28 protein-coding genes and 1 other annotated feature are annotated in these 26,649 nt (G+C 58.6%); of the genes, 21 read left to right on the forward strand and 7 right to left on the reverse strand.

Annotated features, from left to right (window positions below; genetic code table 11):
- The first annotated feature begins 262 nt into the window (after nucleotides 1-262).
- The 3 genes from EDC14_RS03300 to EDC14_RS03310 all read left to right on the forward strand — a co-directional run bounded on the left by EDC14_RS03300 (nucleotide 263) and on the right by EDC14_RS03310 (nucleotide 4,447).
- A complete protein-coding gene (locus tag EDC14_RS03300; RefSeq protein ID WP_132012774.1) occupies nucleotides 263-1,729 on the forward strand; it encodes a 6-phosphofructokinase in 1,467 nt (488 codons plus the stop codon).
- Nucleotides 1,730-1,914: 185 nt separating this feature from the next.
- Complete coding sequence (locus EDC14_RS03305) at nucleotides 1,915-2,757, forward strand: DUF2268 domain-containing putative Zn-dependent protease (protein WP_132012775.1); 843 nt, start codon at nucleotides 1,915-1,917, stop codon at nucleotides 2,755-2,757.
- A gap of 457 nt (nucleotides 2,758-3,214) precedes the next feature.
- The gene (locus EDC14_RS03310) at nucleotides 3,215-4,447 is read left to right on the forward strand and encodes an MFS transporter (protein WP_132012776.1); all 1,233 of its coding nucleotides are present in this window, start codon (nucleotides 3,215-3,217) and stop codon (nucleotides 4,445-4,447) included.
- Nucleotides 4,448-4,860: 413 nt separating this feature from the next.
- Here EDC14_RS03310 and EDC14_RS03315 read toward each other — a convergent pair whose 3' ends face one another.
- The 4 genes from EDC14_RS03315 to EDC14_RS03330 all read right to left on the reverse strand — a co-directional run bounded on the left by EDC14_RS03315 (nucleotide 4,861) and on the right by EDC14_RS03330 (nucleotide 8,179).
- Nucleotides 4,861-6,150: an APC family permease gene (locus tag EDC14_RS03315; RefSeq protein ID WP_132012777.1), complete on the reverse strand. Its 1,290-nt coding sequence runs from the start codon at nucleotides 6,148-6,150 to the stop codon at nucleotides 4,861-4,863.
- A complete protein-coding gene (locus EDC14_RS03320) occupies nucleotides 6,147-6,677 on the reverse strand; it encodes a hypothetical protein (protein WP_207930700.1) in 531 nt (176 codons plus the stop codon). The genes EDC14_RS03315 and EDC14_RS03320 overlap by 4 nt, the downstream gene beginning before the upstream one ends.
- Before the next feature lie 210 nt (nucleotides 6,678-6,887).
- Nucleotides 6,888-7,316 carry a hypothetical protein gene (locus tag EDC14_RS03325; RefSeq protein WP_132012779.1) on the reverse strand — a complete coding sequence of 143 codons (429 nt, stop codon included), beginning with the start codon at nucleotides 7,314-7,316 and terminating at the stop codon, nucleotides 6,888-6,890.
- A 233-nt stretch (nucleotides 7,317-7,549) separates the two neighbouring features.
- Nucleotides 7,550-8,179, reverse strand: a complete 630-nt coding sequence (locus EDC14_RS03330; RefSeq protein WP_132012780.1) for a hypothetical protein — start codon at nucleotides 8,177-8,179, stop codon at nucleotides 7,550-7,552.
- 287 nt (nucleotides 8,180-8,466) lie between these two features.
- Between EDC14_RS03330 and EDC14_RS03335 the strand changes: the two genes are divergently transcribed.
- From EDC14_RS03335 to EDC14_RS03375, 9 genes are all read left to right on the forward strand, one after another.
- Entirely contained in the window at nucleotides 8,467-9,288 is an 822-nt protein-coding gene (locus EDC14_RS03335; RefSeq protein ID WP_165907760.1) for a Nif3-like dinuclear metal center hexameric protein, read from the forward strand.
- 6 nt (nucleotides 9,289-9,294) lie between these two features.
- Complete coding sequence (locus EDC14_RS03340) at nucleotides 9,295-10,065, forward strand: type III pantothenate kinase (protein ID WP_132012782.1); 771 nt, start codon at nucleotides 9,295-9,297, stop codon at nucleotides 10,063-10,065.
- Complete coding sequence (hflX, locus tag EDC14_RS03345) at nucleotides 10,062-11,345, forward strand: GTPase HflX (protein ID WP_132012783.1); 1,284 nt, start codon at nucleotides 10,062-10,064, stop codon at nucleotides 11,343-11,345. The genes EDC14_RS03340 and hflX overlap by 4 nt, the downstream gene beginning before the upstream one ends.
- Nucleotides 11,339-12,364 (forward strand): tRNA dihydrouridine synthase DusB, encoded by a 1,026-nt coding sequence (gene dusB / locus EDC14_RS03350; RefSeq protein WP_132012784.1) that lies wholly within the window; start codon nucleotides 11,339-11,341, stop codon nucleotides 12,362-12,364. The genes hflX and dusB overlap by 7 nt, the downstream gene beginning before the upstream one ends.
- A 12-nt stretch (nucleotides 12,365-12,376) precedes the next feature.
- Nucleotides 12,377-13,279: a quinate 5-dehydrogenase gene (locus EDC14_RS03355; protein WP_132012785.1), complete on the forward strand. Its 903-nt coding sequence runs from the start codon at nucleotides 12,377-12,379 to the stop codon at nucleotides 13,277-13,279.
- 141 nt (nucleotides 13,280-13,420) lie between these two features.
- Complete coding sequence (locus EDC14_RS03360; protein ID WP_132012786.1) at nucleotides 13,421-14,332, forward strand: hypothetical protein; 912 nt, start codon at nucleotides 13,421-13,423, stop codon at nucleotides 14,330-14,332.
- A 250-nt stretch (nucleotides 14,333-14,582) separates the two neighbouring features.
- On the forward strand, nucleotides 14,583-15,062 hold the full coding sequence (gene greA, locus EDC14_RS03365) for a transcription elongation factor GreA (RefSeq protein WP_132012787.1): 480 nt from the start codon (nucleotides 14,583-14,585) through the stop codon (nucleotides 15,060-15,062).
- Nucleotides 15,063-15,294: 232 nt separating this feature from the next.
- Complete coding sequence (gene lysS, locus EDC14_RS03370; RefSeq protein ID WP_132012788.1) at nucleotides 15,295-16,770, forward strand: lysine--tRNA ligase; 1,476 nt, start codon at nucleotides 15,295-15,297, stop codon at nucleotides 16,768-16,770.
- Between the two features lie 169 nt (nucleotides 16,771-16,939).
- Nucleotides 16,940-17,887, forward strand: a complete 948-nt coding sequence (locus tag EDC14_RS03375; protein ID WP_132012789.1) for a hypothetical protein — start codon at nucleotides 16,940-16,942, stop codon at nucleotides 17,885-17,887.
- An 18-nt stretch (nucleotides 17,888-17,905) separates the two neighbouring features.
- Here the strand turns inward: EDC14_RS03375 and EDC14_RS03380 are convergent, their stop codons facing one another.
- Nucleotides 17,906-18,181 (reverse strand): hypothetical protein, encoded by a 276-nt coding sequence (locus tag EDC14_RS03380; RefSeq protein ID WP_132012790.1) that lies wholly within the window; start codon nucleotides 18,179-18,181, stop codon nucleotides 17,906-17,908.
- A 262-nt stretch (nucleotides 18,182-18,443) separates the two neighbouring features.
- On the opposite strand from EDC14_RS03380, the gene EDC14_RS03385 reads away from it, so the two are divergent.
- The 7 genes from EDC14_RS03385 to EDC14_RS03415 all read left to right on the forward strand — a co-directional run bounded on the left by EDC14_RS03385 (nucleotide 18,444) and on the right by EDC14_RS03415 (nucleotide 22,392).
- On the forward strand, nucleotides 18,444-18,860 hold the full coding sequence (locus tag EDC14_RS03385) for a BC1872 family protein (protein WP_132012791.1): 417 nt from the start codon (nucleotides 18,444-18,446) through the stop codon (nucleotides 18,858-18,860).
- Between the two features lie 107 nt (nucleotides 18,861-18,967).
- Nucleotides 18,968-19,477 carry a hypothetical protein gene (locus tag EDC14_RS03390; RefSeq protein ID WP_132012792.1) on the forward strand — a complete coding sequence of 170 codons (510 nt, stop codon included), beginning with the start codon at nucleotides 18,968-18,970 and terminating at the stop codon, nucleotides 19,475-19,477.
- A 105-nt stretch (nucleotides 19,478-19,582) separates the two neighbouring features.
- The gene (locus EDC14_RS03395) at nucleotides 19,583-20,191 is read left to right on the forward strand and encodes a TetR/AcrR family transcriptional regulator (protein WP_132012793.1); all 609 of its coding nucleotides are present in this window, start codon (nucleotides 19,583-19,585) and stop codon (nucleotides 20,189-20,191) included.
- Nucleotides 20,192-20,256: 65 nt separating this feature from the next.
- Nucleotides 20,257-21,081 (forward strand): HEAT repeat domain-containing protein, encoded by an 825-nt coding sequence (locus EDC14_RS03400; protein WP_132012794.1) that lies wholly within the window; start codon nucleotides 20,257-20,259, stop codon nucleotides 21,079-21,081.
- 9 nt (nucleotides 21,082-21,090) lie between these two features.
- Nucleotides 21,091-21,432 carry a VOC family protein gene (locus EDC14_RS03405; RefSeq protein WP_132012795.1) on the forward strand — a complete coding sequence of 114 codons (342 nt, stop codon included), beginning with the start codon at nucleotides 21,091-21,093 and terminating at the stop codon, nucleotides 21,430-21,432.
- A 24-nt stretch (nucleotides 21,433-21,456) separates the two neighbouring features.
- Complete coding sequence (locus tag EDC14_RS03410; protein ID WP_132012796.1) at nucleotides 21,457-21,699, forward strand: zinc ribbon domain-containing protein; 243 nt, start codon at nucleotides 21,457-21,459, stop codon at nucleotides 21,697-21,699.
- 141 nt (nucleotides 21,700-21,840) lie between these two features.
- Complete coding sequence (locus EDC14_RS03415; RefSeq protein WP_132012797.1) at nucleotides 21,841-22,392, forward strand: D-lyxose/D-mannose family sugar isomerase; 552 nt, start codon at nucleotides 21,841-21,843, stop codon at nucleotides 22,390-22,392.
- Between the two features lie 92 nt (nucleotides 22,393-22,484).
- Here EDC14_RS03415 and EDC14_RS03420 read toward each other — a convergent pair whose 3' ends face one another.
- Together EDC14_RS03420 and EDC14_RS27180 are read right to left on the reverse strand one after the other, a co-directional pair.
- The gene (locus EDC14_RS03420; protein ID WP_132012798.1) at nucleotides 22,485-22,982 is read right to left on the reverse strand and encodes a cysteine hydrolase family protein; all 498 of its coding nucleotides are present in this window, start codon (nucleotides 22,980-22,982) and stop codon (nucleotides 22,485-22,487) included.
- 90 nt (nucleotides 22,983-23,072) lie between these two features.
- Entirely contained in the window at nucleotides 23,073-23,186 is a 114-nt protein-coding gene (locus EDC14_RS27180) for a helix-turn-helix transcriptional regulator (RefSeq protein ID WP_424337392.1), read from the reverse strand.
- Between the two features lie 196 nt (nucleotides 23,187-23,382).
- On the opposite strand from EDC14_RS27180, the gene EDC14_RS03425 reads away from it, so the two are divergent.
- Together EDC14_RS03425 and gltX are read left to right on the forward strand one after the other, a co-directional pair.
- Entirely contained in the window at nucleotides 23,383-24,189 is an 807-nt protein-coding gene (locus EDC14_RS03425; RefSeq protein WP_132012799.1) for a carcinine hydrolase/isopenicillin-N N-acyltransferase family protein, read from the forward strand.
- Between the two features lie 188 nt (nucleotides 24,190-24,377).
- Nucleotides 24,378-24,629: a binding site (T-box leader), on the forward strand.
- Between the two features lie 340 nt (nucleotides 24,630-24,969).
- The gene (gltX, locus tag EDC14_RS03430; RefSeq protein ID WP_132012800.1) at nucleotides 24,970-26,649 is read left to right on the forward strand and encodes a glutamate--tRNA ligase; all 1,680 of its coding nucleotides are present in this window, start codon (nucleotides 24,970-24,972) and stop codon (nucleotides 26,647-26,649) included.

Genomic DNA, 26,649 nt, shown 5'->3' on the forward strand with positions numbered 1-26,649 from the left:
CATTGACACGAAGGATTCATGTCGCTGAGCTCGGAGTAAAGCCTCTCTTTCCCTACCTCGCCTGGCCTATCCCGTGGCTGCGCCGAACTCATCTTTTTCGAAAAATTTCTCCGCTTTTGTGGGAAACTAAGCAAAATGCGCAGGATTTAACCGGCCAGATCGCGAATCTTTTCCAAAAATTGAGCAAAACTGTTTTTCCCGTCAGCGGTTCCAGCGGAGCGGGATATGGTTACGCTGCAGTGATAGCGAAGGAGAGGATGGCATGAGCCTCAAGGAACAGCTTCGAAAGACGCGGCGAGGCATGACGCTTTGGAATGAACATACCGACAGCCTCATTCAGTACCAGGTGGAGCGGCGGGAGACCGGCCAACGGGTGCTTCATCCGTCGGCCAATGTGATCGATGAGAAGGCGTTTCTGACCGATGACGCCAATATCGCCGTGCTTTCGGATATTGAGATTTTGGAAGTATTCCAGGAATATAACCGGCGCGAGTTGCCCCGGTTCCTGCTGGCCGGCGCCCGCCGCGAACTCCGGCTGAACCCTGCCGAGCTCAAGGTGGGAGTATTGACCGCCGGCGGCAATGCCCCCGGTTTGAACGTGATTGTGGATTCCATCGTCAAACACCAATTCGCCTTGGGCACCGAATACTGCAAGCAGCATGGAATCACGCTGCGGGCGGGATTTCCGCCGGATCTGAAGTTCACCGGGATCATCGGCGGGTATCGCGGCCTGTTGAATTTGGACCAAACGGACCGGGAATGGACCATGCCTCTGAATCCGTTGGTCACCGATCCCTGGACCCATCTCGGCTGCAGCAATCTGCACGCCCTCCGCGCCGAGCGGCGCAAGGACAATATCGACCGGATGGCCGAGAACGTCCAAAAACTGGACCTGGATATCCTGTACGCCATCGGCGGCGACGGCACCCTGCGGGCCGCCGGCCAGCTGGCCGACAAACTGAAGGAGAACGGTCATAAGTGTCTGGTGGTCACCGGGCCGAAGACCATGGACAATGACATCAACTTTACCGACTATTCGTTCGGCTTCCGGACCACGGTGGACAATGCCATCCAGATGCTGCGCGATTTTCACCGCGAGGCGGAGACCCTGGAAAGGGTGGCCGTGGTGCAGCTGTTCGGAGCGGGCAGCGGCTTCGTAGCGCTGCATACCGCCTATGCCAGCGACGACGCGGATTATGTGCTGATTCCGGAGGCGCTCGGCGAGACGGTCGGCGACGCTCTGGCGGAGTTGGACCGGTGTGTGGAGCGGATCAAAAAACGCCGCGAGAAACGGATGCATGCCTTGCTGGTGGTGGCCGAAGGAGCCGTGCCCATTCTCAAAGTGGCGCTGGATGCCAAACGGGACGGCCTTCCCCTCGGGACCCGGGTGGATGAACAATTCATGCAAGGAGCCAGGGAGAAGCTGGACAACGCTTTCCTGGCGCTGATGGATTACTTCAAGGCCAATATTGCCCCGGATATCTTTTACGTGCAGCCGCGGCACCTGATCCGGGCTACGCCGCCCAATGGCTTTGACATCGATCTCTGTAAGTACACCGGCCGCCTGATGGTCGACACCGCGCTGGCCGGATACACCCAATGCACCGTCAATCTTTGGCAGGGCAATTATGTGTTGGTCCCCATCATCACCGCGGTGGCCGGGCTGAAGAAGGTCAATACCTATGATTACTATTACAATTCCATGACCGAGAAGTACCGCCTGGATTGAAGGGCTCTGCGGCTGATTTACTGGGAGGATTCAAGTGTCCGGGGGGAAGCCTATCCATCCTATATATTAAAGAAATTCAATCGTGTAAACCGTTCAAGCAGGGAGATTTCCCTGCTTGAGTTCTAGTACGCCGGAGCGCCTAACTACTTTGCGGCTGCTTCGGTATCTTTTCATGGAGGGATAAGATGATCCATTGGATCTGGAAATACCGGGATTTCATTACTGCCTATGATGGATGCCCCGCCCCGGAATGCTGGGTGGATAGGTATGAGCAGTCTTATCTCGCGCCCAACCGCGAATTGCTCGAGGCCATCCATTTTCAGCCCAAAGGTTTCCCCACCGTTGCCAGCATCCTGAAACGCGTCGGCGGGTTGGGGCAGGGGCATTTCGCGCCGCTCCGCTCCAACATCGGCACTTTCGAAGCGTATGAAACGGAGATCGTCCGGATTACCCAAGCGATCCTGGACCGGTTCGGAGCGGGTGCCGTCATCCCCGAGGTTGAGCTCTATGTCTTGGTCGGTCTGGATTGCACCAACATTTATGCCACGCCTTATGGTGGACGGGACGTGACCGTACTATGCCTGGAGTCGGTCCAGGGCGACCTGCAATGGTTGCGCCTGCTGCTGGCTCATGAGTGCCATCACTGGCTCAGAGACCGCTATTTTCCGGGCCGGCTCTTTGGCGACTGCATCGGACAACGCGCCGTCACCGAGGGACTGGCCATCGCCTGTTCCGAGTGGCTGTTTCCGGGTTATCCGGCCCACGAATACTGTTATCTTCCCGAAAGCACCCTGCAATGGGTCGCCGCCCATTGGGAGAGCGTCGACCGGGTCTTCCGGGCTCAAGCCCGGGAGAATGATAACCGTTCCGGCTTTTTTACCCGCAATGCCACATCCGGCCTGCTTCCCGGCGAATGCCCCCGGATCGGCTACGCCTACGGGTATCTCAAGGTAAAACAATACCTGGCGGCCCATAACCTGACTCCGGCGGCAGCGGTCGATCTGGATTGGGAGAAAGTGTGGGCATAGGATTTTGTAAGATCCCAAGTGCCGATTCACGCTCTTTTTTTAAAAGCGCGGCGAATCGCGGGGACCGGGTGTTGATCAAAACGGGAGAAGATGGTATGCTATAAAAGCGTTGTGATAAACCCTGTCCGAAGGCCAGGGTGAACACAAAAGCTCAGAAAAGCAAGTGATAAAGTCGTTTTTTAGCCCACTGAAAGGATGATTTCCGAATGGACGACTTTATCACATGGCTTATAATTCAATTGATCTTATTTTAGGGAGCGTTATCAGATGGTCGCAATCATTAACATGAGCGGAAGAGCGATGAACGGGATTCGTGTCGCGAAAATTCAATATTATGTTAATTTGATGGCTGACCTGTCAAACGCTTCTCCATTATCAAAAGCATCGGCGTAAAAATCTTTGATGCGTTGAACCTCCGGGTTGTGTTGACAGCGAAGCACAATACGGAGGTTTTTTTATGGTTAAAAAGCAATGGGATATACCCCGCAATTGGCTCTTGTTTTTGGGCAGCTCCTTCATTTCGGGATTAGGGACTAAGTTGACCACCATCGGTTTGGCCGATAAATTATACAAGCTGACCGGGGACAATTTCAGCATCAGCCTGGTCTTCCTGCTGCAAAGCCTGCCGATGCTGTTTTTGGGGGTCATGGCCGGAACCCTTTGTGATCGCTACAATAAAAAAGGGTTATTTGTGGCGGTGAATACGTTCTATGCCGTAACGTCCTTTCTGTTTGCGGTTACCGCGAGTCCGCCGCTGCTTTATTTGATCCTGTTGCTGACCGGGGTCCTTCAGACCTTGTTCCTACCTTGCCGGATAGCTTTTCTGCCGCAGATCGTGGACCCGGCGGATTTGATGCGGGTTAATGGCATGCGGGCTTCTCTCAACGGAATGATCGCGATTTTCGGGTATGGCTTCGCCGGGGCAATTGTGGGTTATCTCGGCAATACCGTGGCATTTGTCATGGATGGCTGCTCCTTTTTGAGCGTGGCGTTCACCACGCTCTTTCTGCAAACGACGGCCGCTCCAAACGCGACCGCCGTAAAGCAATCCGCTTCGGACCAGCGTTTCTCCTTCAAGACGACTTGGAATATGATTCGAAACCACCCCCGGCTTCAAGCGGTCCTTACCCTGGAAGTCCTGACCAACTTCATTATTATACTGCAAATCCCGCTGACCTACATCTTTGTCGCCCGGTATTTGGGGGGCCCCGCCCGGATGGCCCAGCGGACCGGACTGCTCTTCGCCGCCGCCGGAATCGGCACGTGTTTGGGCGGCTTGTTGCTGAACCGCTTGCGGAGCGGCAATCGGCTGCTGGCGTTGCCTAAGGCTTTACTCTTCGACAGCCTGTTGGTATTGAGCTTTGCCCTGGTCCGCTTTTTCCCGCTAAACCTCATTTTATACGGGTTGATGGGGGTTATTGCCGCGTTTATGGGGACCATTCTGGAGACGGCGGTACAGGAGTGGACTCCGCCTGAGCATTTGGGCGCGGTTTCCGGGTTCATTCACTCGATAGTCGAGCCTATCTGCGTGGTCTCGCTCTTATTAGGGGGCTTGCTCACCCAGTGGTTGGAGCCAAGCTGGCTATTCATCCTTTGCGCCGGTGCCGAATTGTTGACCGGTGCCTATTTTCTGAACCGGTTTCGCGCAGAGGCCGGAGTGACATCGACATCGGAAAAACTCGGTTCTTAGTTCATCCCGGCCAAGTCGCCAATGATGTCCGGCTGGTAATGGTTACAGACTTTATTCTGCATCGAATCACAGAGCGGGATATCCGCGACGAGGGAGACCGGCGCTCACGGTAATGAGGACAGGTCGCTCGTTTCTTGGGCTTGCCCGCACGACTCCTGAGCAAGTATGCCCAACAACCGTGCCTGTTGACACTGTGGATCCGCATCCTTACACAGTTACTGTGCGAGCATGCACAGTAACCGGGTAAACATTCAAAGCAACTGGGCGGGCAGGTACAGTGATTGGGCGTGGATACACTGTGAATGAGTGAGCGTGCGCAATGACCGGGATTGAATACCCGATCGTTGCGCATGCTTGGGTGCGAGAGGAATATGTTCGCGGACTTTCCCGGCGTTTCACCCGGACGAGCGGGGCTAAAGAGTTTTTAAATCTTCGGTCCGGCCCGGCTTTTGGGGCACTCTCCGGGCCGCGAGGCACCAGCCGATTCCCGCCAGAATGAGCGGGTACAATCCGGTCCAGCCAGTAAAGGCGTACACTGCCAGACAGACGAGGAGCGCGATCAGGGCGGAGCGGCGCTTGGAGGGTTCGGAGCCGAACAGTTTCACGGCCGCGGCCATTCCAATGATGTATAAGGCGATAAAGACGGCGCTGGTGAGTTGCATCAGCACCGAGGTGACGGCCTGATCGAGCGCGGCTGCTCCCAGCACCGCCAAAAAGAGCGGGATCAGGGCCAGTAAAACCCGGTACGGCGTTTGGTGCTTCGGATGCAACTTGGCAAAACAGGCCGGAAAATCACCCTGGCGGGCCTGGGCATAGACCAGCCTGGAAAAACCGGCCACGTAGGTATGGATCGACCCGTAGCAGACCACAAAACCGAGTACCGCCACGACGGCTCCGGCTAAGCTTCCCCAGCTCTGCAGGACGAGAGTCGCCAGGGCGGCCAGATTATCCTCAGCCAGATAGGAGCGGGAGCCGACGGTGACCACCGCCAGCAGCAGATAGAGGAGGTTGATCACCACCAGCGATCCGCCCAGACTCAAGCGAATATCGCGGGCCGGATTGCGAAATTCCTCCGCCAGATGGCCGATCATCTCCCAGCCGACAAAAGCCCAGAACAGGATGGTCATGGCCGTGCCCACCGGCCACCAACCCCGCGGCGCGAAGGGCGTAAAAGCCGCCGGGTGCACCTTGGGAAAAGCGGCGACGATCACCAGGATGACGATGGCGGCGATCAGCCCGACCACTCCCAGCTGGACATTACCCGAGAGGGTAATACCCCGGTAATTGAAGCAGATGGCCAGCAACAGCATGACGCCGGCGATCAGGAAAATCGCTGTTTTGGGAAGTCCGAGATACACCCCGATATAGTTCGCGCCGATCAGGACGGAGACCGGCGCTCCGATCGGCACCGTCCCCAAGAACAGCCAGCCCGTAATGGCGCCGGCCCGGTCGCCGAAGGCGCGTTGGGCATAGGCGGCGATTCCGCCGGCCTCCGGATAACGCCCGGCGAGATGGCTCAGGGTGATCACCAAAGGCACGGTCAATAACCCCATCAACAGCCAACTTACCAACGAAGCCGGTCCGGCCAGCTGCGCCGCGAGGACCGGCAGGATCAGGATTCCCGAACCCAACACCGCGCCGGTGGTCAAAGCCAAGCCTTGCACCCACGAGAGCGAACGCCGCAAAGAAGGTTCGCTACTCATTGGGAACGCCGCCTTACGCTCATTTCTTCTTTGAGAAGCCAGGTTTTCCCCTCATTCTTCGAGGTAACCGAGCGCCAGTGAAACGAGTCCGGGGTAATCTGCGAAAAGATCCAGCGGCTCAAACCATCCTCGCGGCAGGTATCTTCCAGCACAATTTCAGCGCCGACGGGTTTAGCGATGAGATTCCGGACCCGGTGATTGGCCGGCCCGATCCAAACGATCTGCCAGGCGTCGATCTTCGGATCATAAAAGCGCAAGGTGGAGCCGTATTCACCCTGGGGACTGCCTGGCTTCCGGCGTTCGCTGCGGGAAGGACAGATCCAGACATCCTGGATAACCCGGCCGTTGAGCGCCCAGGCAAAGATCCACTCTCCTTTGACAGTCCAAGGGCTGCCATCGGCCTTAAAACCAGTCCAATCAAAGTCCCATTCCCCCACGAACTGTCCGAATAGCATGGGGTCGCCCGCATCGGAAGCGGGCCCTTCCGACCAAAGCGCTGCGGCAAAAGCTTCCTGTTGATTCATCATCATCTGAACCTCCACCTGGATTCGATTTCGGCGTCAAACTCCCAGCCGGCCTTCTCCAGTCAAAGAGCGGACCACTGGAATACGCGCTGGTTTCAATATAACAAACACTTTTGAAACTGTCAATATTAACTAAGATAGTTACAAGTTGTTTCAAAAAAACACCGCTTGTAGATTCGGCGGTGATTTCAAGAGTGGATCGGGATCCCGAAATCATTTGATGTTAATCAGCATGAAGCCGCCCAGGCAGAGCAGGATCCCCAGACCATTAATCAGGGTCATTTTTTCTTGGAAAAACAATAGCCCCACCGGGATCAATACCAAGGTGATAATGACGGTCGAAAAGAACTGCGCGACGCTGATATTCCAGCCGGCCCGGTAAGCCAGTAAGAAACCCAGCTCTAAGCCGACGATGGCGATTCCCAGCGATAGACATGTCCAGTTCAGTTTCTTCAGGGAGGCGGCGAGCCCCTCTTGCAAAGGAAAGAAGGGCAACAGGATGAGGGTGAACGCCGCCGCCGTGAGATAGGTCACAGTGAGGGAGAGAATGGGGTGGGCTGCAACCGGAGTGGATTTTTGGGAAATATGGTAAAAGACATTGGAGATCACCACCAAAAAGATGGCAAAGTAGTAAAGCCACATGAAATTTTCTCCCGGGTATAGATTTTTATTTTAAATACCATTATCACCCATCCTCCCGTGAAAGTCAACTTCGGGCGGTAGAAATTTAAAAAGCGGTTTGCCAAGGCCGGCGCGTGATGGAGAGTCATTGAATTGGCGACCCGCCCGGTAACCGGCGGGGATGAGCTGAACCGTTTACAAGCAAAATACAAAGGCCCACTCCAGACAGGGAGTGGGCCGGGGATGACGGGGTTTCAGTAGTTTATCTCCGTTACTTTCCAACCGGTTACGCTGGTAAATAGGGGAATCGCCAGGGGTTCGTACTCCAGCACCAGCGGATTGTTGAGATTGTTCCAAACCGTGATGCCCTTATTCAGCTTGAGGGCGTTGAGCGCCTCGGGCTTCCCGTTCAGCAATACCGGGAAGATCACTTTTTCCTTGACGGTCAAGTCGGCCGCGGCCCAGTTGAGCGCGCCGCTGCCGCCTTCCTTGAAAGTCTCCGACCGGCCTTTCTCCCGCAGTTCGCTCAGGATCATCTGCGAAAGCCAGGGCGCGGTGTCGGTAGTGGCCTTGGACTCGCCATTCCGGTACCAGGGGTTAAAATTTTTGCTGGTCTTCATTTCCAGCAGAATCCGGGTTCCTTTCCAGGCTTCCCGATCCTTTTGGGGCCGGATCCAGGTATATGTAATCGAATCGGGGAAGGAACTCTTCACGACCGTCACTTCCCAAGTGCTCTCTTTCTGCTCCATATGGGCGATAATGTAACGGAATTTCACCTTCATCTGGGGACGGATCGGGCTATAGTCCTGTTCGGCCCGGATCATCCCGGCATTGGCGGTGGTCATCGCCAACAGCGCCAACAGTACCAAAAATAAACGTTTCATTCTCATCGACCTCCTGCTTTGCCGGACCTCAACCAAAAAGGTCCGGGAAAGAATTTACTTCGGGTTCTTTCCATCAATGGATTATTCAACCCCCGACCAATCAATTCCTGTCAATGATCGAAAATTTCTCGCGAGGGGTTCGAACGCGAGGATACGACGGTTTATTGTAGGAGAAAATTTCCTATGCTATAATTTATGTTATAATCGGGGGAGAGATTTTGCATTCAAGCCGAAATTGAGGGGCTTTTGAAAGCAAAATGGTCTTCAATACTGGAATGGTGGGCAAGATGGAGGTTGAAACCTTAGTTCATATTCTTCAGGAATTGATCCCCGGCAAGAACGCCGGGGGTTCGCTCCGTTTTGTCCCGGATCTGGGAACATTGCCGGTCGGACGGATCGGGGTGGCGGTCGACCCGACCCCGGAGAATATCCAGACCGCCGTGGAGCGGGGCATCGACTTGCTCATTACCTATCATCCCTGGACCGGCGAGGCGACAGAGATCGTGAACCACGCCAACCTGCGGCTGCTGGCCTTGCATGGGAACTGGGATTCCGCCCCGGCCGGGATCCTTCCGGAACTGGTCCAAGCTTGCGAACTGCGGGAAGTGGCAGAACGGGACGGAGTGATGATCGGTACCACCGAAACGGCGTTGCGCGGCTTGATTGAAGTCTGCCAACGGACGCTGGAGCTTACCGTGGTGCCCTATTTTGGCGAATTGCGAAGCCCGGTCCGGAAGGTCGGTATTTATCTGGGTTCGGGATTTCTGCCGCACCGTCGCGCAGTCTGGGAGACATGCCGCGCCCAGGGGTGCGATACGCTGCTCTCCGGCGAACTGACCATGGCGGCACTGCGGTTCGGGACTGAACATCAATTAAAACTGATCGATCTGGGGCATAGCGCGGCGGCCCGCGCCGGCATGAATAAATTCCGCCGTTTACTGGCCGAACGATTGTCCGATCACTGCCCGGTTGATTTTCTGGACGGGCTGTATTCGTGCAATTATTTTACGAGCTATTCCATTCTCGACAATTATAGCGCCGCCTTCACCGAAAGCGACGATCTGGAGATGGGTCCGGAACTGTTTTCATTTATCGAAAAAATGGAGTGAATCAAGATGTTACTGGTTTTGGATATCGGCAATACCAACACGGTGGTGGGCGTCTACGAGGACGCCAAATTGCTGGCCGATTGGCGGCTGGCCACCGATCGCCTGAAGACAGTCGATGAGTACGGGATCCTCGTCAAAAGTCTTTTTAGCGAAGCCGGGCTCGACCACCGCCGGGTGGAATCGGCCATCATCTCCAGCGTGGTGCCGCCGGTGACCGGGCTGTTCGCCGGGATGATCGAAAAGTATTTCGGAGTTCGTCCCAGGGAAGTGGGACCGGGGGTCAAAACCGGCCTGGTCATCAAGTATGAGAATCCCCGCGAGGTCGGGGCGGACCGGGTGGTCAACGCCGTGGCCGGCATTCAGCTGTATGGGCCGCCGCTCGTCATCATCGACTTCGGGACGGCCACCACCTTTTGCGCCATCGGCGCTCAAGGGGACTATCTGGGCGGATCGATCGCGCCCGGGCTGGGCATCATCAGCGAAGCTTTGTTCATTCGTACCGCCAAGCTGCCCCGGGTGGAGATCGTCCGTCCCAGGACCGTGATCGGCAAAAACACTGTCAACAGCATCCAATCGGGGTTGTTCTTCGGGTATATCGGCATGGTGGAGAGCCTGATCACCCGGATCAAAGCCGAAATGAACTGCAATCCCCTGGTGGTGGCCACGGGTGGTTTAGCCGAGCTCATCGCCGGCGATACTAAAATGATCGATCGCATCAACCCCTATCTTACCTTGGAGGGTCTCCGCTTGATCTACGGGATGAACCAGAACGCATGATTGACACGGTGGATAACCGGCCGGAGAAGGCCATTTTGATAGGATTATCGTCTCCGCGGGCCGATGAGCGGATCCTGGAGTACGAATGGAACGAATTCGCTGAGTTGGTGAAGACGGCCGGAGCGGAGGAAGCCGGCCGGATGCTGCAGGCCCGGGAGACGCCGGATCCGGCGCTGTTTCTGGGGAGCGGCAAAGCGGAAGCCCTGGCGGAACTGGTCCGGTCGGCCGAAGCCGACCTGGTGATCAGCATCCAGGAACTGTCGCCGGTGCAGGTCCGAAACCTTGAGGACCAGGTCCGGGTGCGGGTGATCGACCGGACCGATCTGATCCTGGACATCTTCGCGCAACGCGCCCGGAGCCGCGAGGGCCAGCTCCAAGTGGAATTGGCCCAGTTAAATTATAGCCTGCCCCGCTTGGGAGGGACCGGTCTGGCCCTCTCCCGGCAAGGCGGCGGGATCGGCACCCGCGGTCCCGGCGAGACCAAGCTGGAAGCGAACCGCCGCGCCGTGCGGCGCAGAATCGCCGATCTCCGTTCCGAACTGGCCGAAGTGCAGCAAAACCGGACCGTCCAGCGGCATTTGCGGGAGAAAAAAGGGATTCCCACCATTGCCATGGTCGGCTACACCAATGCCGGGAAGTCGACCCTCTTCAACCGTTTGACCGACGCCGGAACTTCGGCCCGGGACCGGCTCTTTGACACGCTCGATCCACTCTCGCGCCAGCTGGCGTTGGATCGCCACCGGACCGCCATCCTCTTGGATACGGTCGGCTTCATCAGCAATCTCCCGCATCAACTGGTAGCAGCCTTCAAAGCCACTCTGGAGGAGACGCTGCGGGCCAATCTGATCCTGCATGTGATGGATGCCGGCGCGCCGGATCTGGAGCGCCGCCATGCCGCGGTCCGGGCGGTCCTGGCCGAGCTCGGCGCGGAGTCCAAGGAGACCTTGGCCGTGCTCAACAAGATCGACCTGCTCGATTCGGAACCGCTGATCCAACGGCTCTCCCATCAGTGGTCGGCGGTTCCGGTATCGGCGGCGAGCGGCGCCGGAATCCCCGAGTTATTGACGGCGCTGCGCCGGAGACTCTCGGCCGGGATGGGGGAATACCGTTTGCTGGTTCCGTTCAGCGAAGCCGGCATGCTGGACCGTTTGCACCGGCAGTTCCGGATATTGGAAGAGGAGTATACCGCCGAGGGGGTGCGCCTGGCGGTGGAGTCGGAAGCCGAGCCGATCCGGGCCTACCAGCGGTTTTTGACCGGGGAGGAGCGGACCGAATGCTGATCATCGGCACGCTGCGCCTGGAGAATCCGGTGGTGTTGGCGCCCATGGCCGGAGTCGGCGATCCGCCTTTCCGGCGGATCGTAAAGCAGTACCGTCCCGGCCTGCTCTGCGCGGAGATGGTCAGCGCCGCCGCTTTGCATTTTAAGAGCGAGAAGACCTACGCCATGATCCGGGTATCGCCGCAGGAAAAACCGCTCAGCATGCAGATCTTCGGATCCGATCCCGTTTTGATGGCGGAGGCGGCGCAGCGGGTCGCGGCGGAAGGCGCCGACATTATCGACATTAATATGGGCTGTCCCGTGCCCAAAGTGGTATCCAACGGCGAGGGTTCGGCCCTGATGAATAACTTGCCGCTGGCGGCAGAGATCATCCGGGCCGTAGCGGCCAGCGTGGCGGTTCCGGTCACCGTCAAATTCCGGTTGGGTTGGGACGACGACCATATCGTCGCCCCGGAATTGGCCAGGCTGGCCGAGACGAACGGCGCCGCCGCCGTGACGCTTCATGCCCGGACCCGCAACCAGTTTTATCAAGGCCGGGCCGCTTGGGAATGGATCGCCCGGGTCAAGCGGAGTGTGGCGATTCCGGTGATCGGCAACGGCGATGTCGATTCGCCGCAGGCCGCGCGGAGAATGATCGAGGAGACCGGTTGCGACGGGGTGATGATCGGCCAGGCCGCGTTGGGCCGTCCCTGGCTCCTGGGGCAGGCGGCGGCTTTTTTGACGACCGGTGAGTTGCCGCCGGACCCGTCGCTGGCGGAGCAGTTCCGGGTGGTGCTGAAGCATCTCCGGCTCCAGGTTGAATACTCGGGCGAGCTGCGCGGCATCAAAGAGATGCGCAAGCATTTCGGATGGTACTTCAAGGGAGTGCCCGGTTCGGCCAGGCTACGGGAACGGGTTAACGCCATCGCCGATCTCCCGGCCTTGCTCCAATTGTTGCGGGAATACGCCGCCGATCTGGGCGTGGCCCCGGCCGAGCTTGACGAAGGACATTTTTCGAGCGTTGCCGGATGCTTTGAATGAGGAGGTCCCCCATTGAAACGGATTGTCAGTATTAGCCTGGGCAGTTCCAGCCGCGATCACCGCGCCGAAGTCGAATTTTGCGGCGAAAAGCTGGTCGTGGAGCGGATCGGCACCGACGGAGATCTGGAGAAGGCGATTGGCTTGATCAAAAGCTTGGACGGTCAAGTGGCGGCCTTTGGCATGGGCGGGATCGACCTGTACCTGGTGGCCGGCGAGAAACGGTACGTCATCCGGGATGCAGCCCGCATCGCCAAAGCGGCCCGGCAGACGCCGATCATGGACGGCAGCGGACTGAAAAACACGCTTGAGCGCCGGGTCGTGCAGTATCTGGCCGAGCGCCTGGGAGTATCCCTGCCCGAGAAGCGAGTGCTGATGGTTTCGGCGGTGGACCGCTTCGGGATGGCCGAGGCTTTTGACGCGGCCGGGTGCCGGATGGTCTTCGGGGATCTCCTCTTTGCGCTGGGGATCCCGATTCCGCTGCGCACGTTGAAAGGCTTGCGGCGGATCGCCAATGCCGCCTTGCCAGTCATCACCCGGCTGCCCTTCACCATGCTCTATCCGACCGGGTCCAAACAGGAGGAGAATTCCCCCAAATATCGCGCGTTTTTTGAGGAAGCCGACATTATCGCCGGGGACTTCCTGTATATCAAGAAATATATGCCCCCGAGTTTGCAGGGGAAAATCATCGTCACCAACACCGTGACCGCCGCCGATCTCGCCGAGTTGAAACGCCGCGGCGCTGCCATGCTGGTGACCTCGACCCCCGAGTTCGGCGGGCGTTCGTTCGGCACCAATGTCATCGAGGCCCTGCTGGTCTCCTGTTCCGGAAAGCGTCCGGCCGAATTGACCGAGGCCGATTATCTGGAGCTGTTGGACCGGTTGCATTTCGAACCGCGGGTGGTCCGTTTCGGATGAATAACACCCGGTTCGACCGAACGGAACCCATCGGCCCGTTGTAACGCGCGTTGCAACGGGCCGTTCCGCTTCCTCCGCGGCGGAGGGTGTAACTCATAAAACGCCGCCGCTCCTCATATGTATCAGAGGGGCGGTGGAGGAATGGGCAATTTCGGAATCATCTCGCAGTTATTGGGGCAGAAACAACCCCGCGACCTTTGGGAGCGGCTGATCCCGGAGCGGTGGCGCTACTGGTTCGGGCCGTTGCCGGCCGGCCCCTTGACCGGGGTCCTGCCCCGGGAAGAGATACGGGGCTGGGGGTGGCGGATCCCCGAGCCTGCTTTGCGGGTCTGGAATGAGCAAAAAACCGTCAAGATCTGGGAGAAGCTCGTCGGTGACCTAGCCGAGCGCCAGGTCAAAGTGGTCGGCCTGGATCCCGGGACGTACTTTTATCCCTCGAATCAAGTGCTCAACCTGCCGAATTTTCCGGGGGTGAGCGACGGGAAAGCCCTGGAAATGTTATTATTCCTGAAACGTTTCCGGAAACTGATCAAGAATTACGATATCGCGCCGCAGAAGGCCAAGGCGATGATCATCTGGGAAGAGGGCAATCTGGGGATCGCCTGCGCCCGCTTGGTCGCCAGAGAACTGCGTTTTCTAATCCTGGTCTCCTCCAATACCCGGTTGCTGGAACGAACCGCCGAACTGGTGGTCTATGAGACGGGCATTTCGCCGCAGATCTACGCCGCGCCGCCGCCCGACTATAAAGGGGCTCGGATCATCATTAAGTGCGGGCCCACCCCCAACCTGGAGCTGCCCCGCCGTTCCCGCCGGGCCATCTGGTGCGAACTGTTTCAGACCTACCCCTCGCTGAACAGCATCAATATCGAGCATACCATCGCCGTCCGCGACCGCCACGGGATGCTGCCGGTCTACCCCGCCTTGGGCGAGGCCCTGATCCGCTCCTATTTCGAACTGAATCTCGGTTTCTGGTACGGCTCGGATCTGCCCCTGGAACGCGTCTTCAAACTGGCGGTACTCCTGCGGGAGCTGGGGTTCGAGATCAACGTCTGAGTCCCCGGACCAAGGGCTTTAAAACGCCGGCGGGGCCGGGCCCGATGGTGGTTTTTCTTGACAGGGGAAACGGTTTCGATTATAATAAAAAATGTTTCAAGTAGCACTGGGACTACTGCAGTCCGGTGCTTCCTGTTTATTATTCACGGAGTATGCCAGAGCGGATGAAGGGTAGGAACCTTTTCGAATAATCTCTTTTAGGTGGACATATATTAACATAGAATTCGCCTGGCCCGAAAGGAGCGAGATTATGGCTAGCACTGACAAAGAAGTCATTCTCACACTCGATGGATTGAACAAGCTGGAGAAAGAACTGGAGCAGAGAAAAACGGTTCGCCGTCGGGAGATCGCCGAACGAATTCGGCAAGCGCTGGAGTTTGGGGATATCAGTGAGAACTCCGAATATGAGGATGCCAAAAATGAGCAAGGGTTCAACGAAGGCCGGATCCTCGATATTGAGAAAATGCTCCGTAATGCCAAGGTCATTGATGAGCAGGAGGTTCAGGCCGGAGTCGTCCGGGTTGGCTCCAAAGTTACCCTCGAGGATGTCAACAACGGCGAAGAAGTTGAGTATATGATCGTCGGCTCTTCGGAAGCGGACCCGTTGCAATTCCGGATATCCAACGAATCCCCGGTCGGCCGGAGCCTCGTCGGGCAAAAGGTGGGCAGCGTCGTGAATATCAATGTGCCAATGGGCACACTCCAATACAAAATCAAAGGCGTCAAGTGAACGGAGTGGTGAGAACCACTCCCGTTTTTTACCCGATCCGCCTCGCCGTTTGATATCATGCGGCAGGGACGGTTCGGACATCGTTTTTCCCATAGGACCTACTGTTTCAACTGCCGGTTACCGGCGCTGTTTTTCCATGCCCTCCCGGGATGGAACAGTTTTATTCATATTGAATCGTATCTTGGCGGCTCCGCGTGGGGTTCGCTTCGATCGGGATGGGGGTAGAAAAGGAATGGACTCGGAAGTACAAAAGACAAGCGAACAGATGGAACTGCGCCGCGCCAAACTGGACATGTTGCGCGACAGAGGCATTGACCCTTACGGGGAACGGTTCGAACGGACCCATCTCCTGCAGGAGATCACCGACCGCTTCGCGGAGCTGGAGGGGCAGACGGTGACCATCGCCGGGCGGCTCATCGCCAAACGGGATCAAGGCAAGGCTTTCTTCGCCAATCTGTCCGACCAGAGCGGCACCATTCAGTTATACGGCAAAATCGACGGACTGGGGGAGACGCCGTTTCAGGATTTCCTCGACCTGGATCTCGGGGACATCATCGGCGCCACCGGGACCGTCTTTAAGACCCATCGCGGCCAGATCAGCGTGCAGTTGGCCAGCTTCAAGATAATGGCCAAGGCCTTGCGGCCCCTGCCCGACAAATGGCACGGCCTGAAAGATACGGACCTGCGCTACCGGCAGCGGTACGTGGATCTGATCTCCAATCCCGAGGTACGGGAGGCGTTTCTGAAACGGACCAAAACCATCAGCACCATCCGCCGGCTGCTGGACGGCAAGAATTTTGTGGAGGTCGAGACTCCGGTCCTGAGCGTATTGGCGGGCGGCGGCCATGCCCGGCCCTTTGAAACCCACCACAATACCCTGGATCTGGACCTGACCCTGCGCATTGCCTTGGAATTGTATCATAAGCGGCTGATCGTCGGCGGTTTCGACCGGGTCTATGAGATCGGCCATTGTTTCCGGAACGAGGGGATCTCCACCCGGCACAATCCGGAATTCACCATGATGGAGCTGTATCAATCCTACGCCGATTATGAGGTGATGATGGAGCTGGCGGAGCAGATCATCGCCGAGGCGGCCATGGCGGTCTGCGGCACCACCCGCATCGAATACCAGGGCACGCCCATCGACTTGACCCCGCCTTTCGCCCGGCTCTCGATCACCGAGGCCATTAAGAATTACGCCGGCATCGACTGGCTGGCCATTGACAGCGATGAAGCGGCGGTCGCCGCCGCCCGGGGATTGGGGCTGAAGATCGACCCCAAAGCCACCAAAGGGATGGTGCTGGACGAGATCTGCTCCGAATACGTCGAGCCCAAACTGATGCAACCCACCTTCCTGGTGGACTACCCGATCGAGATCTCGCCGCTGGCCAAGCGAAAAGCGGACAATCCCGAACTGACCTACCGCTTTGAGCTCTTCGTCTATGGCCGGGAGATGGCCAATGCCTTCTCGGAACTGAACGACCCCGTCGATCAGCGCGAGCGTTTCGTGGCGCAGGCCAAGGAGAAGGCCAAAGGCAACGAAGAGGCCATGGTCTGGGACGAGGATTTCCTCAACGCCCTGGAATACGGGATGCCGCCCACCGGCGGCATGGGCATGGGCATCGACCGGCTGGTGATGCTGTTGACCGATTCGCCGTCGATCCGGGATGTCATTCTCTTCCCGCTGATGCGGCCGGTAAAAGAATAAGAAGCGACGACCAGGAGCCGGTTTACACCGGCTCTTTCTTTTTTATCCGGGGCGGACTTGAATTTTTTTGGAAAAGAATCGGCCCGGCTGAACCTTTTGCGGCGACGGTCCGTCCTTTGAGTGAAAGTTCCGATTACTGTCACGGCATATCGGAAGAGGGGAGGAACCGATGACACTCTTGGCTTGGCTTTGCCTTTGCATCGCGTTGGGCGCGGCCATCGTCGGGCTCGCCGTCATCGGCCGGGAACGGCGCTCCGGCGTCGCGGCGCAGGCCGGGTTTCGTCTGAGCCTGGCGGCCGGAGCCGGACTGATCTTCGCCGGAACGGTCATGCCGCAGCTGATCTTCGCCGCCAACATGGATCAGATTTTGGGCTGGCTCAGCCTGCTGCTCGTCCTGGGACTGGGACTGGAGCCGGCGCTGGGCGGTGGGCGGAGCGTTCCTTTGCGCCGGCGGCTCTGGGCCATCGGCCCCGGATTGGCCATCGGGCTGGTGATCGGGTTATTTCCGGAAGCGGCGGACCGGCCGCTGCTGTTCAGGCTGCTGATCGCCGGGACCGCCATGGCCCTGGTCAATACCTTGATCTTCTGGATGGGCCTGGGGGAAGCGCTGGGCGCTGCCAGGAACCGTTCCGGAATCCTGATCCGTTCGGCGGCGCTGATTACGGTCATCGGCTTCGGTTCGGCCCTGCTGACCACGGCGGGCGCGGAAGAAGTCCTGGAACCGGGCGACGCCATGACGGCCGGGGAGTACCGGATCGTCTACCGCGGTCTGCGCATCGAGCCGCAGCCCGGCGGGACCCGCAAGTATACGGCCTGGCTGGAAGTGAAGCGCGGAGCCAGGGAGCATTTCCTGGCCAACGCCGAAATGGTCCAGGATCCGGCCACCGGCCGCACCCGCTCCCGGACCCGGATCCATGCCGACCGGGCGGAGGAGTTGCGGCTGTTAGTGGCGGGCTATGAGGAGAATGGCCGGATCCGGCTCAAAGCCCGGTTCTTGCGCCATATGTACCTGGTCTGGCTGGGCGGATTGCTCCTGTTGGCCGGGGCCATCCTCGAAATGCTGCAGCAGTTGGATAAGCGACCGGCCCGGCTAGTCCTGAAGCCGCTGAAGCGTTGAGGACTCTTTTACCTTCCCCTATAACGGCAGGTGCAGCTGCACGCCGCCCAGGCGGGAACGGACCTTCTCCCAAAAGCTGTTACGCTCTTCCGGCGCTGGCGCCTCCGGAACCGTTTCGGCCGGCGGATTCTTGAATTGGATCCGCAGCCGGTGGGAACGGGCGTCGATCAGATTGCTCTCCAGCATGATTCCGTCCAGGTCGGGAAAGGGTTCATTCGCGGCGGTGGCGATCTTCAGCTTGGACCGGACTCGGCCCGGCCCGGAGACTCGCACCGAAATTTGAAAAGAAGCCATCGGTCGTTTCCTCCACAAAGACTCTCCAGGCAATTCCTCTGGCCATTGCCGGAACCCCCACGGCTGCTCCGGTTTTTGGCATCCTCTGATCAGGGTATGGAGCCCGGTCCCAAAGCGCGCCGGGATTCGGGCCCGATTCTTGCGGAACCCCGTTCCGGTTCCGTCACAGAAAGCCCGGGTTTTGGGCATACTAGCGCTACGGCCGGTACGGAAGCACCTTTTTTGCGCCGGAGCCGCTAAAAATCATGGGGGGATTCATTGGATGCCAGAACGAGCGGAAATCATGAACGAAGCGCCGGGAGCGGGACTGGACCGGCGGGTGGCGGAGCGGGTCATGTCCGTGCCGCGGCTTTACCTATATCAAACGCCTGCGGAATTCGGCACGATCCGGACACCCGGGTCGGACGAGAACGATCCGGCCATCCGCGACCACGCCCTTTCGGAAGTGACGCCGCAGTATTCCACCAATTTGGAGGATGCCTGGAAAATCGTGGAGGAGTTGAACTCGCGGGGCTGGCCGTTCGTAGTGATGCTGGATGAAGGAGGCCAAGTCACGGCGTGGACCGGCCGCCAGGCGGAGGTCCATGCCGGAGGCGAAGAGTCCGCCTCCCAACTGACGGTGCCGGAAGCCATCTGTAAAGCGGCGCTGCTGGCATTGGAGAGCAATGAATCGGAATGAATCCTGGTTATTCACCCCGCCCGAGGCTGCCGGTTCCGGCAGCCTCTTCGTATGCTCCACTGTCAGGGGCCGCGCCTGCGTCGACCCGGGATGAGAAACTTCCGCCGGTGAATCCGGCAACTGTGGCGGCGACTGCCGCAGTTGCTTTTGTGAATCCGGATGTTCCTTGGGTAAACGAAGATCGATCATCGGCGGCTCAAGATCCTGCTTTTGTGAATCCAGGAACTGTGGCGCTCACCACCGTAGTTGCTTTTGTGAATCCGGATGTTCCTTGGGTAAACGAAGATCGATCATCGGCGGCTCATGATCCTACTTTTATGAATCCAGGAACTGTGGCGCTCACCGCCGTAGTTGCTTTTGTGAATCCAGATGCTCCTTGGGTAAACGAAGATCGATCATCGGCGGCTCATGATCCTACTTTTGTGAATCCAGGAACTGTGGCGGTCATTGCCATCGTTGCTTGGGCCGAACAAGTCCCTCCTTTGGCGGATATGCCGCGTTCGCCGGCAATGCGCTTTCCCCGGCGGTTCCGGGAGTTTCTTTTATGGCAGAGATTCCTGAGCAGTGGGCCGTCGCGAACTGGGAATCCCGCCGGTTGCGCCGGTCTCCGCCCGTAGGTTCGCCTCGCCGCCAGCGGTGAAAGAAATGGGAATCGGATATTGACAGGGAAAACTTCGCGGATTATAATGAGTTTAAACTCATTGAGTTAGGAGTCATTGAAATTGTCGGAAACCCAACGCGAGGAACAGAAGCGGCGCACGCGGACGCTGCTGATCGAGACGGCCTTCCAATTGCTGGCCCGGGACGGATTGCTGGCGGCGCGCACCGGCGATATCGCCAAAGCCGCCGGCGTCTCCCACGGCACGGTGTTCGCTCATTTTCCCACCCGGGAGGCGCTGTTGAACGCGGTGATCGAGGAGTTCGGCCTGCGCAGTGTCAGGCGCCTGCACCAATTGGCCGGCGGCGGCGGGAGCGTCCGGGCGGTTTTAACCGCCCATCTGCAAGGCATGAAGGAATACGAAGCGTTTTATACCCGGCTGGTGGCGGAGGCCAGGCAGTTGCCGGAGAGCGCCCGGAATACATTGCTGATGATTCACTCGGCGGCCTCGCACCATCTGAGCCGCGCCGCCGAGGCGGAAATGGCCGCCGGGACGCTGCGGCCCATGCCGCTGCACTTGCTCTTCAACACCTGGCTGGGGCTGGTTCACTATTATCTGGTCAACGGCCCTCTTTTCGCCCCCGGCGGGTCGGTGCTGGAGCGGCACGGGCCGGAGCTGCTCGAACATTACTTGAAACTGATCCGCCCGGACGCGGCGGAGGAAGGCCGGTAAGCGCCAGGGCGGACAGCAAAGTTGCACTTTTTCCTTCCGAGAAACTGAAAAAGGAGCGGCAGACCATGGAAACAGCGAACGAATGGCAGGCAATGATCCCCCTTTTGGAGATTCCCGCCGAATACCCCCGGATCGAGCAGTTTTTGCTCCACCATTCCAATCTGCCCGGACCCAGGGGCAATCTGACCCTGGCGGACCAATTGGCCGGTGGCTTCGAGCGGGAAGCGGTAGGCCCGGAGCTGTGGGATTTATTGCGGCGCTGGGCGGATACCCCGGCCGAGAGCGCGCCGATGAATCATCCCCGAGAGTACCTGGTCTTCTGCGCCGTCCTGGCCATGGGGGCGCACTATGCCGGCGCCGGCCCGGAGCGGCAGCGGGAGATCATCGACCGGATCAGGCTGGCCATGAATGACCCGCGCTGGCGGGTCCGCGAAGCCGCGGCAATGGCCTGCCAGCGCATTGCCGAGCGGGATTTCGCGCCGGTGCGGCGGCATTTCGCTCTCTGGTACCCGGAGTCCAGCGATCTGGAGAAGCGGGGCTTTCTGGCGGCCCTGGCCCACCCCCCAATCCTGAAGCATCCGGAAATCGCGGCGTTTAGCCTGGAAATCAGCGCCGCCATCCTGGATGAGATCCCGGCCCGGGAGCGGGCCGGCCGCCGCACGGCAGAGTTCAAGGCATTGTCCAAGGGGCTCGGGTACGCGCTCAGCGTCTTCGTGGCGCACCTGCCGCAGGAAGGGTTCGCCTTCCTCAAACATTACGCCGCCAGCGCTGATCCCGAGCTGGGCCGGATCATCCGCTCCAACCTGGCCAAGTCCCGCCTGGCCGGGCGCTATGGCCCGCTGGTGGCGGAGGTGCTGGCGATCATGCCTCAAAAAACGGGCAGAAAGTAGGAATGAGTGATGAAGAATTACGACAATTTTTTGCTCCCAGTGGCCGATCTGCGGCAAGGGACGGAATTTTACCGGGACGTGCTGGGGCTGCCGGTCAAATTCAGCTTTCCCGGGCAGGGCATGACCGCCTTCCGGGTCGGCGACGCGGAACCGGCGATCATCCTGAACGCCGCTCCAGACGCGGCGCCGGCGATCTGGTTCGAAGTGGCCGACGTCCAGCAAGAGCATCAGCGGTTGACCGCCGGGGGGGTGCGCTTCGTGAAAGAGCCTTTCCGGATCCGCACCGGCTGGGCGGCTGAATTCCTCGATCCCTTCGGGAACCGCCTGGGGATCGCCGATTATCGCCAATAGCATCAGGAAAGGAGGGTGATGACAGTGAAAATTTGTATCGCTTGCGGGATGCCCATGGAGCAGCCGGAGGATTTCGCCGGCGCCGATCCGGCCAAGGATTATTGCCGCTACTGCGCCCGGCCGGACGGCTCGATGCAGTCGTATGAGGAGAAGCTGGCCGGGATGACCGAGTTTATCGTCCGGACCCAGGGCCTGGATGAACAGGCCGCTCATAGCGCCGCCCGGGGCATGATGGCCAAACTCCCGGCCTGGCAAGGCCGGGATTAACCGGGCTTCCGGTGATTTCCAAACCACCCGGCCGCTCCGCGGGAGCGCGCGGCTGTCCAAAAGGGCTTGCGAACCCTGCTACTTTTGCTATACTGAAGAAGGAGCCGGAAAACTCGGAAATGGAAAGGGTGGTTTTTGGAGATGTCATTAACCAAGCAGCAGTGGGAAAAAGCTCAGCAAAGAGCCTTGGCCTTGTTTGAAAAAGCCGCCATCGTCCTGACGGACCGGGAGAAGGAGCATCTGGAAGTGGCCGATTTCGGCCTGGAGGATCTGGACCGCTTCGGCCTGGAGATCGTCACCTATGTCAATACCGATCGGTGCTGCGCCAAGGAACTGGTGCTGTTCCCTGGGCAGACCTGTCCGGAGCACCGCCATCCGCCGGTGGCGGGCGAGCCCGGCAAGGAAGAGACCTTCCGCTGCCGTTACGGCCTGGTCTACCTGTATGTGGCCGGCCCGGCCACGCCGGAGCCGGAGATCAAGGCGACGCTGCCGGCGGGGCGGGAGCAATATTTTACCGCCAGACACCAGATCATCCTGCATCCCGGGGACCAGTACACGCTGGCCCCAGACACCTGGCACTGGTTCCAGGCCGGGCCCGAGGGCGCGGTGGTATCGGAATTTTCCACCAAGAGCCGGGATGAAGCGGATCTCTGGTCCGACCCGCAGATTCAGCGGATTCCGGAGATTCGGTAGTCAGAACCGTTTCATTTGGAAAGACATTGGAAAAAGCAACTCTCAAAAATCCGGGAGTTGCTTTTGTTATGGACGGATGGCAAGCGAATGAACTAGGACAGCAGTTTCATCAAGCCGCCGAGCGAGACGAGGTCGTTGATGCTCTCGACAAAGGGGATATTCCCCGGATTGCGGCTGGCCAGAGCGTTGCGCAGCAGAATGGGGCGGAGATCCCGGTCCAGCGCGCCACGGTAGGTGGAGAGGACGCAATTTTCCGCCATATAACCGCAGATGACCGGGGTATCGACGCCGCGATCGCGCAGCACTTGCTCCAGCGGCGTTTTATTGAACGAATTGCCATAGGTTTTGTGGATGTGCGGATCATCCGGCAGGATGGCCAGATGCTCGGGGAGATCGAAGCCGGGAGTCCCCGGCAGCAAGCCGTCTTCCTCGTCGATATGCTGGACGCAGACGACCGGCAAGCCCTTGCGGCGGAAAAAAGCGATGGCTTCGTTGATGAAGACGATGGCCCGGTTCAGCGATTCATCCGTGACCGGACTGCGGCCAAAGAACTGTTTTTGAACGTCAATGACTAACAATGCGGGCTTCATGGCAATCACTCCTTCGGTTTTTCCGAGGACAGTGATTCGACGGCGCGGGCCGGCAGTCCTGCAAGGGGAGGGTGAACAATTGGAAAACAATTACTCCTGGTATTCGAAGAGCTCCTCCACGGAGATTTGAAAACGGCGGGCGAGCTTAAAGGCCAATTCAAGCGAGGGGTAATATTTCCCCTTCTCCAGCGCTATACATTCCATATTCGGACGGTCCCATCGCGGAGCCGGAAAAGAAAGACCAATTTTTGGGATTTTCGGAAGAATGGGCAGGAAAAAAACGGCAAAGGCAGAATGATCCCCGTGGAATGAAGATCGATTTTCTTTTCCGGCCTGGAGCATGGCTGCAAAGGGGCAATGACCGGGCCGAGGCTTAAGCAATCGGGACTGGGGTGAGACGATGAAGAAACTGGTTTGGGTTCTCATGGTTTGGGGATTGGCGCTGGCCGTGGCCGGGCCGACCTGGGCCTGCACGATTTTCGAGGTGAGCGGGACCGCCACTCATTATTTCGCCAGCAACGAGGATTGGAGCGCCACCGATCCCGCCATGCGGGTCGAGCCGGGCGACGGGAAGCATTACGGCTATATCGTCTTCGGCTGGGAAGCTTACCTGCCCGGCTATCCGCAAGGCGGCGTGAATGAGCACGGCGTCTGTCTGGATTGGGCCTCCTTGACTCCCCAGCCGTTCCGGAATGATCCGGGCAAAAAAACGCTGGATGAGGATATCTTCTATAAAATCCTGAAGCAGTGCCAAACCGTGGCCGAGGCCATCCGGCTGGTCGGGCAGTACAACTGCCCCCATCTGGCCGAGGAGCATCTGCTGGTGGCCGATCGCAGCGGCGCTTCCTGCATCATCGAGTGGTCGGAGCGGGGTTATGCCTTTATCCGGAAGGACCGCAACTATCAGGTGATCACCAACTTCAGCGTCGTCAATCCGAAGGTCGGCTGGTATCCCTGCGAACGCTTTCAGACGGTCGATCGGGAGCTCCGGACGCGCCCGAAGGAAGAGGTCGATTTGGCCGCGGTCACGGAGCTGTTGCGCCGGACTCACCAGGAAGGGCAGTACCAAACCATCTATTCCTATATCGTCGACGCGCGCAGCCTCGATATTTACGTGTTTTACCGGCACGATTTTTCAAAGTATGTAAAATATAACTTCGCCCGGGAGGTAAGGAAAGGGCGGCATCAGGTCAAACTTTATCCGTAAGGAGCAGCTTCAGAGAATTTCAAATCACCATAACCTTCCCTTCGCAATACAATATATAGTGAGTAACCCGGATATATCATTCAATATATTGTATTGCGAAGCTTTTTCGAAGCGATTTGAAATCCTCTCGCTTGACAAATCGGCTGCCGCTCCCTATAATATAAAATACTTCCAAATCATTCATATCCGGAATTGCGATGAAGGGGAAGAGTAGTCAGGGAACTTGACCCGCAGAGAGCCCATGCCGGTGGAAATTGGGCAGTCGAGCTTGATGAAACAGGCCTTGGAGCAGTGGCTGAAAGACGGAGTAGGCTAACCGGGATCTTCCCGTTACAGAAGAGGGCACTATAAAGAGGATTCTTTATGCTGCTTTGTTGAGGGGGCATCGTTCGATGCCAACGCCAGGTGGTACCACGGAAATTTAACCTTTCGTCCTGTAACGGACGGAAGGTTTTTATTTTTGGACGGTACAACCCTGGAGTTGAGATCAGGAAGGGGATGCTTCTCATGGAAGCCAGGTGATAAAGTCTCTTTCAATCGATCCGGCTTGCAAAGATTTCAAAAACGACTTTATCACTTGCTTCAAGCAATCGCTGTGACTCCTTCCGGCTTTTAAGCCTGGTTTATCACAGCTCTTTGCAATGGGCGCTCTTCTTTATGCTGCTTTACAGAGTGGGCATTTTGCCAAACAAGGTGGTACCGCGAGAGTTTAAACCTTTCGTCCTTTCCGAGGACGAGAGGTTTTTTTAATTTTGGGACCGATGAGAGAGGAGAGTCGCAATGACTGAAACGATTGAACTGGCCGAACTGCTATATCCCGGGGTGACTGCGGATCCGGCCGCGGTTTTGGCGGCCTATCCGCGGCGGAATCTGCCGGAAGGAGCGATGGTCACCCGGTTTGCGCCCAGTCCCACCGGAATGCTGCATCTGGGCGGGTTATACGCGGCCTTATTTTCGGAACGGCTGGCGCACCAGAGCGGGGGAGTCTTTTACCTGCGGATCGAGGACACCGATCAGAAACGGGAGATCGCGGCAAGCATCCCGGGGATCATCGATTCATTGGCCTATTTCGGGATCCGCTGCGACGAGGGCATCCGCGGCGCAAACCTGGAGACCGGGGCCTACGGTCCCTACCTCCAGAGCCGGCGGGCCGGGCTTTACCGGGTCTTTGTCAAGGAATTGCTCCGCCGGGGGTGGGCATACCCTTGTTTCTGCAGCGAGGCGGAGCTGGAACGGATGCGGAATCTTCAAGAGCGATCGGGGATGCTGTCCGGCTATTACGGCCGGTGGGCGGCGCACCGGAAATTCACCCTGGAGCAGATCCGGGCGGAATTGGAGCGGGGCCGGCCCTATGTGATCCGCCTGAAGGCGCCGCAGGCGGCGCACGCGCGGATCGCGTTCCAGGATCAGATCAAAGGCCGGCTGGAGATGGCCGATAACTTTCAGGATATCGTGCTGGTCAAGTCCGATGGCCTGCCGACCTATCATTTGGCGCATGTGGTGGATGACTATCTGATGGGGACCACTCACGTGATCCGCGGCGACGAATGGCTGCCCTCGGTCCCGCTGCACCTGCAGCTCTATAAGGCCTTGGGCTGGGAAGCGCCGGCCTACGGGCACCTGGGGCCGCTCCTGAAGCAAGAGGGCGCTTCGCGGCGGAAGTTCAGCAAGCGGAAGGATTCCGACGCCGTGACCGCCTTTTACCAGGAGCAAGGCTATCCCGGCGAAGCGGTGGTCGAGTACCTGCTGAACCTGCTCAACTCCAATTTCGAAGCCTGGCGGCGCCAAAATCCGGCGCTCTCCTGGGAGCAGTTCGCGGTCAGCTTCGCGCGGACCGGCAGCGGGGGGGCTTTGTTCGATCCCGCCAAGCTCCTGGATGTGAGCCGCAACCGGATCGCCGGCTACGCGGCGGAAACCGTTTACGAAGCGGCGCTCCGCTGGAGCGAGCGCTGGAACCAGGACTTTTTTGATTTGCTGCGCTGCTATCCGGAGTATAGCGTGCAGTTGCTGGGCATCGAGCGAGACTCCGCCAAACCGCGCAAAGATTGGGCCAAATGGTCGGATCTCAAGGAGGATTGCGGGTATTTCTACGATGAGCTGTTCTACGGGGGCCTCGGAGAAGGGTATCGCTTTCCGGCGGAGCTGGAACCGGGGGCGATCCGGGAGATTCTCGAGGAATACCGGGCGATCCATGGCGAATACCGGGATCAGGCGGAGTGGTTCGGCGCGTTGCGCGAGCTGGCGGGCCGCCTCGGCTATGCCCGGGATCTCCGGAGCTACCGGGCGGACCCGGCGGCTTTCCGGGGCAGCATCAGCCAGGTGGCGATGGTGTTGCGAGTCGCCCTGTGCAACCGGACCGCCACCCCCGAGCTCTATCAGATCATGCGGGTGATGGGGCCGGAACGGGTGCGGGAGCGGCTGGAGCGCTGTCTGCAAAGCCTGAATGGCCGCGCCGGGTAG

Source organism: Hydrogenispora ethanolica, from assembly GCF_004340685.1.
GTDB classification, from domain to species: Bacteria; Bacillota; UBA4882; order UBA8346; family UBA8346; genus Hydrogenispora; species Hydrogenispora ethanolica.

Excerpts from the sequence above, each read along its gene's own strand:
- EDC14_RS03300 (WP_132012774.1), top strand. The coding sequence starts at position 263 with ATGAGCCTCAAGGAACAGCTTCGAAAGACGCGGCGAGGCATGACGCTT.
- EDC14_RS03305 (WP_132012775.1), top strand. The coding sequence starts at position 1,915 with ATGATCCATTGGATCTGGAAATACCGGGATTTCATTACTGCCTATGAT.
- EDC14_RS03310 (WP_132012776.1), top strand. The coding sequence starts at position 3,215 with ATGGTTAAAAAGCAATGGGATATACCCCGCAATTGGCTCTTGTTTTTG.
- EDC14_RS03315 (WP_132012777.1), bottom strand. The coding sequence starts at position 6,150 with ATGAGTAGCGAACCTTCTTTGCGGCGTTCGCTCTCGTGGGTGCAAGGC.
- EDC14_RS03320 (WP_207930700.1), bottom strand. The coding sequence starts at position 6,677 with ATGATGAATCAACAGGAAGCTTTTGCCGCAGCGCTTTGGTCGGAAGGG.
- EDC14_RS03325 (WP_132012779.1), bottom strand. The coding sequence starts at position 7,316 with ATGTGGCTTTACTACTTTGCCATCTTTTTGGTGGTGATCTCCAATGTC.
- EDC14_RS03330 (WP_132012780.1), bottom strand. The coding sequence starts at position 8,179 with ATGAAACGTTTATTTTTGGTACTGTTGGCGCTGTTGGCGATGACCACC.
- EDC14_RS03335 (WP_165907760.1), top strand. The coding sequence starts at position 8,467 with ATGGAGGTTGAAACCTTAGTTCATATTCTTCAGGAATTGATCCCCGGC.
- EDC14_RS03340 (WP_132012782.1), top strand. The coding sequence starts at position 9,295 with ATGTTACTGGTTTTGGATATCGGCAATACCAACACGGTGGTGGGCGTC.
- hflX (WP_132012783.1), top strand. The coding sequence starts at position 10,062 with ATGATTGACACGGTGGATAACCGGCCGGAGAAGGCCATTTTGATAGGA.
- dusB (WP_132012784.1), top strand. The coding sequence starts at position 11,339 with ATGCTGATCATCGGCACGCTGCGCCTGGAGAATCCGGTGGTGTTGGCG.
- EDC14_RS03360 (WP_132012786.1), top strand. The coding sequence starts at position 13,421 with ATGGGCAATTTCGGAATCATCTCGCAGTTATTGGGGCAGAAACAACCC.
- greA (WP_132012787.1), top strand. The coding sequence starts at position 14,583 with ATGGCTAGCACTGACAAAGAAGTCATTCTCACACTCGATGGATTGAAC.
- lysS (WP_132012788.1), top strand. The coding sequence starts at position 15,295 with ATGGACTCGGAAGTACAAAAGACAAGCGAACAGATGGAACTGCGCCGC.
- EDC14_RS03375 (WP_132012789.1), top strand. The coding sequence starts at position 16,940 with ATGACACTCTTGGCTTGGCTTTGCCTTTGCATCGCGTTGGGCGCGGCC.
- EDC14_RS03380 (WP_132012790.1), bottom strand. The coding sequence starts at position 18,181 with ATGGCTTCTTTTCAAATTTCGGTGCGAGTCTCCGGGCCGGGCCGAGTC.
- EDC14_RS03385 (WP_132012791.1), top strand. The coding sequence starts at position 18,444 with ATGCCAGAACGAGCGGAAATCATGAACGAAGCGCCGGGAGCGGGACTG.
- EDC14_RS03400 (WP_132012794.1), top strand. The coding sequence starts at position 20,257 with ATGGAAACAGCGAACGAATGGCAGGCAATGATCCCCCTTTTGGAGATT.
- EDC14_RS03405 (WP_132012795.1), top strand. The coding sequence starts at position 21,091 with ATGAAGAATTACGACAATTTTTTGCTCCCAGTGGCCGATCTGCGGCAA.
- EDC14_RS03415 (WP_132012797.1), top strand. The coding sequence starts at position 21,841 with ATGTCATTAACCAAGCAGCAGTGGGAAAAAGCTCAGCAAAGAGCCTTG.
- EDC14_RS03420 (WP_132012798.1), bottom strand. The coding sequence starts at position 22,982 with ATGAAGCCCGCATTGTTAGTCATTGACGTTCAAAAACAGTTCTTTGGC.
- EDC14_RS27180 (WP_424337392.1), bottom strand. The coding sequence starts at position 23,186 with ATGGAATGTATAGCGCTGGAGAAGGGGAAATATTACCCCTCGCTTGAA.
- EDC14_RS03425 (WP_132012799.1), top strand. The coding sequence starts at position 23,383 with ATGAAGAAACTGGTTTGGGTTCTCATGGTTTGGGGATTGGCGCTGGCC.
- gltX (WP_132012800.1), top strand. The coding sequence starts at position 24,970 with ATGACTGAAACGATTGAACTGGCCGAACTGCTATATCCCGGGGTGACT.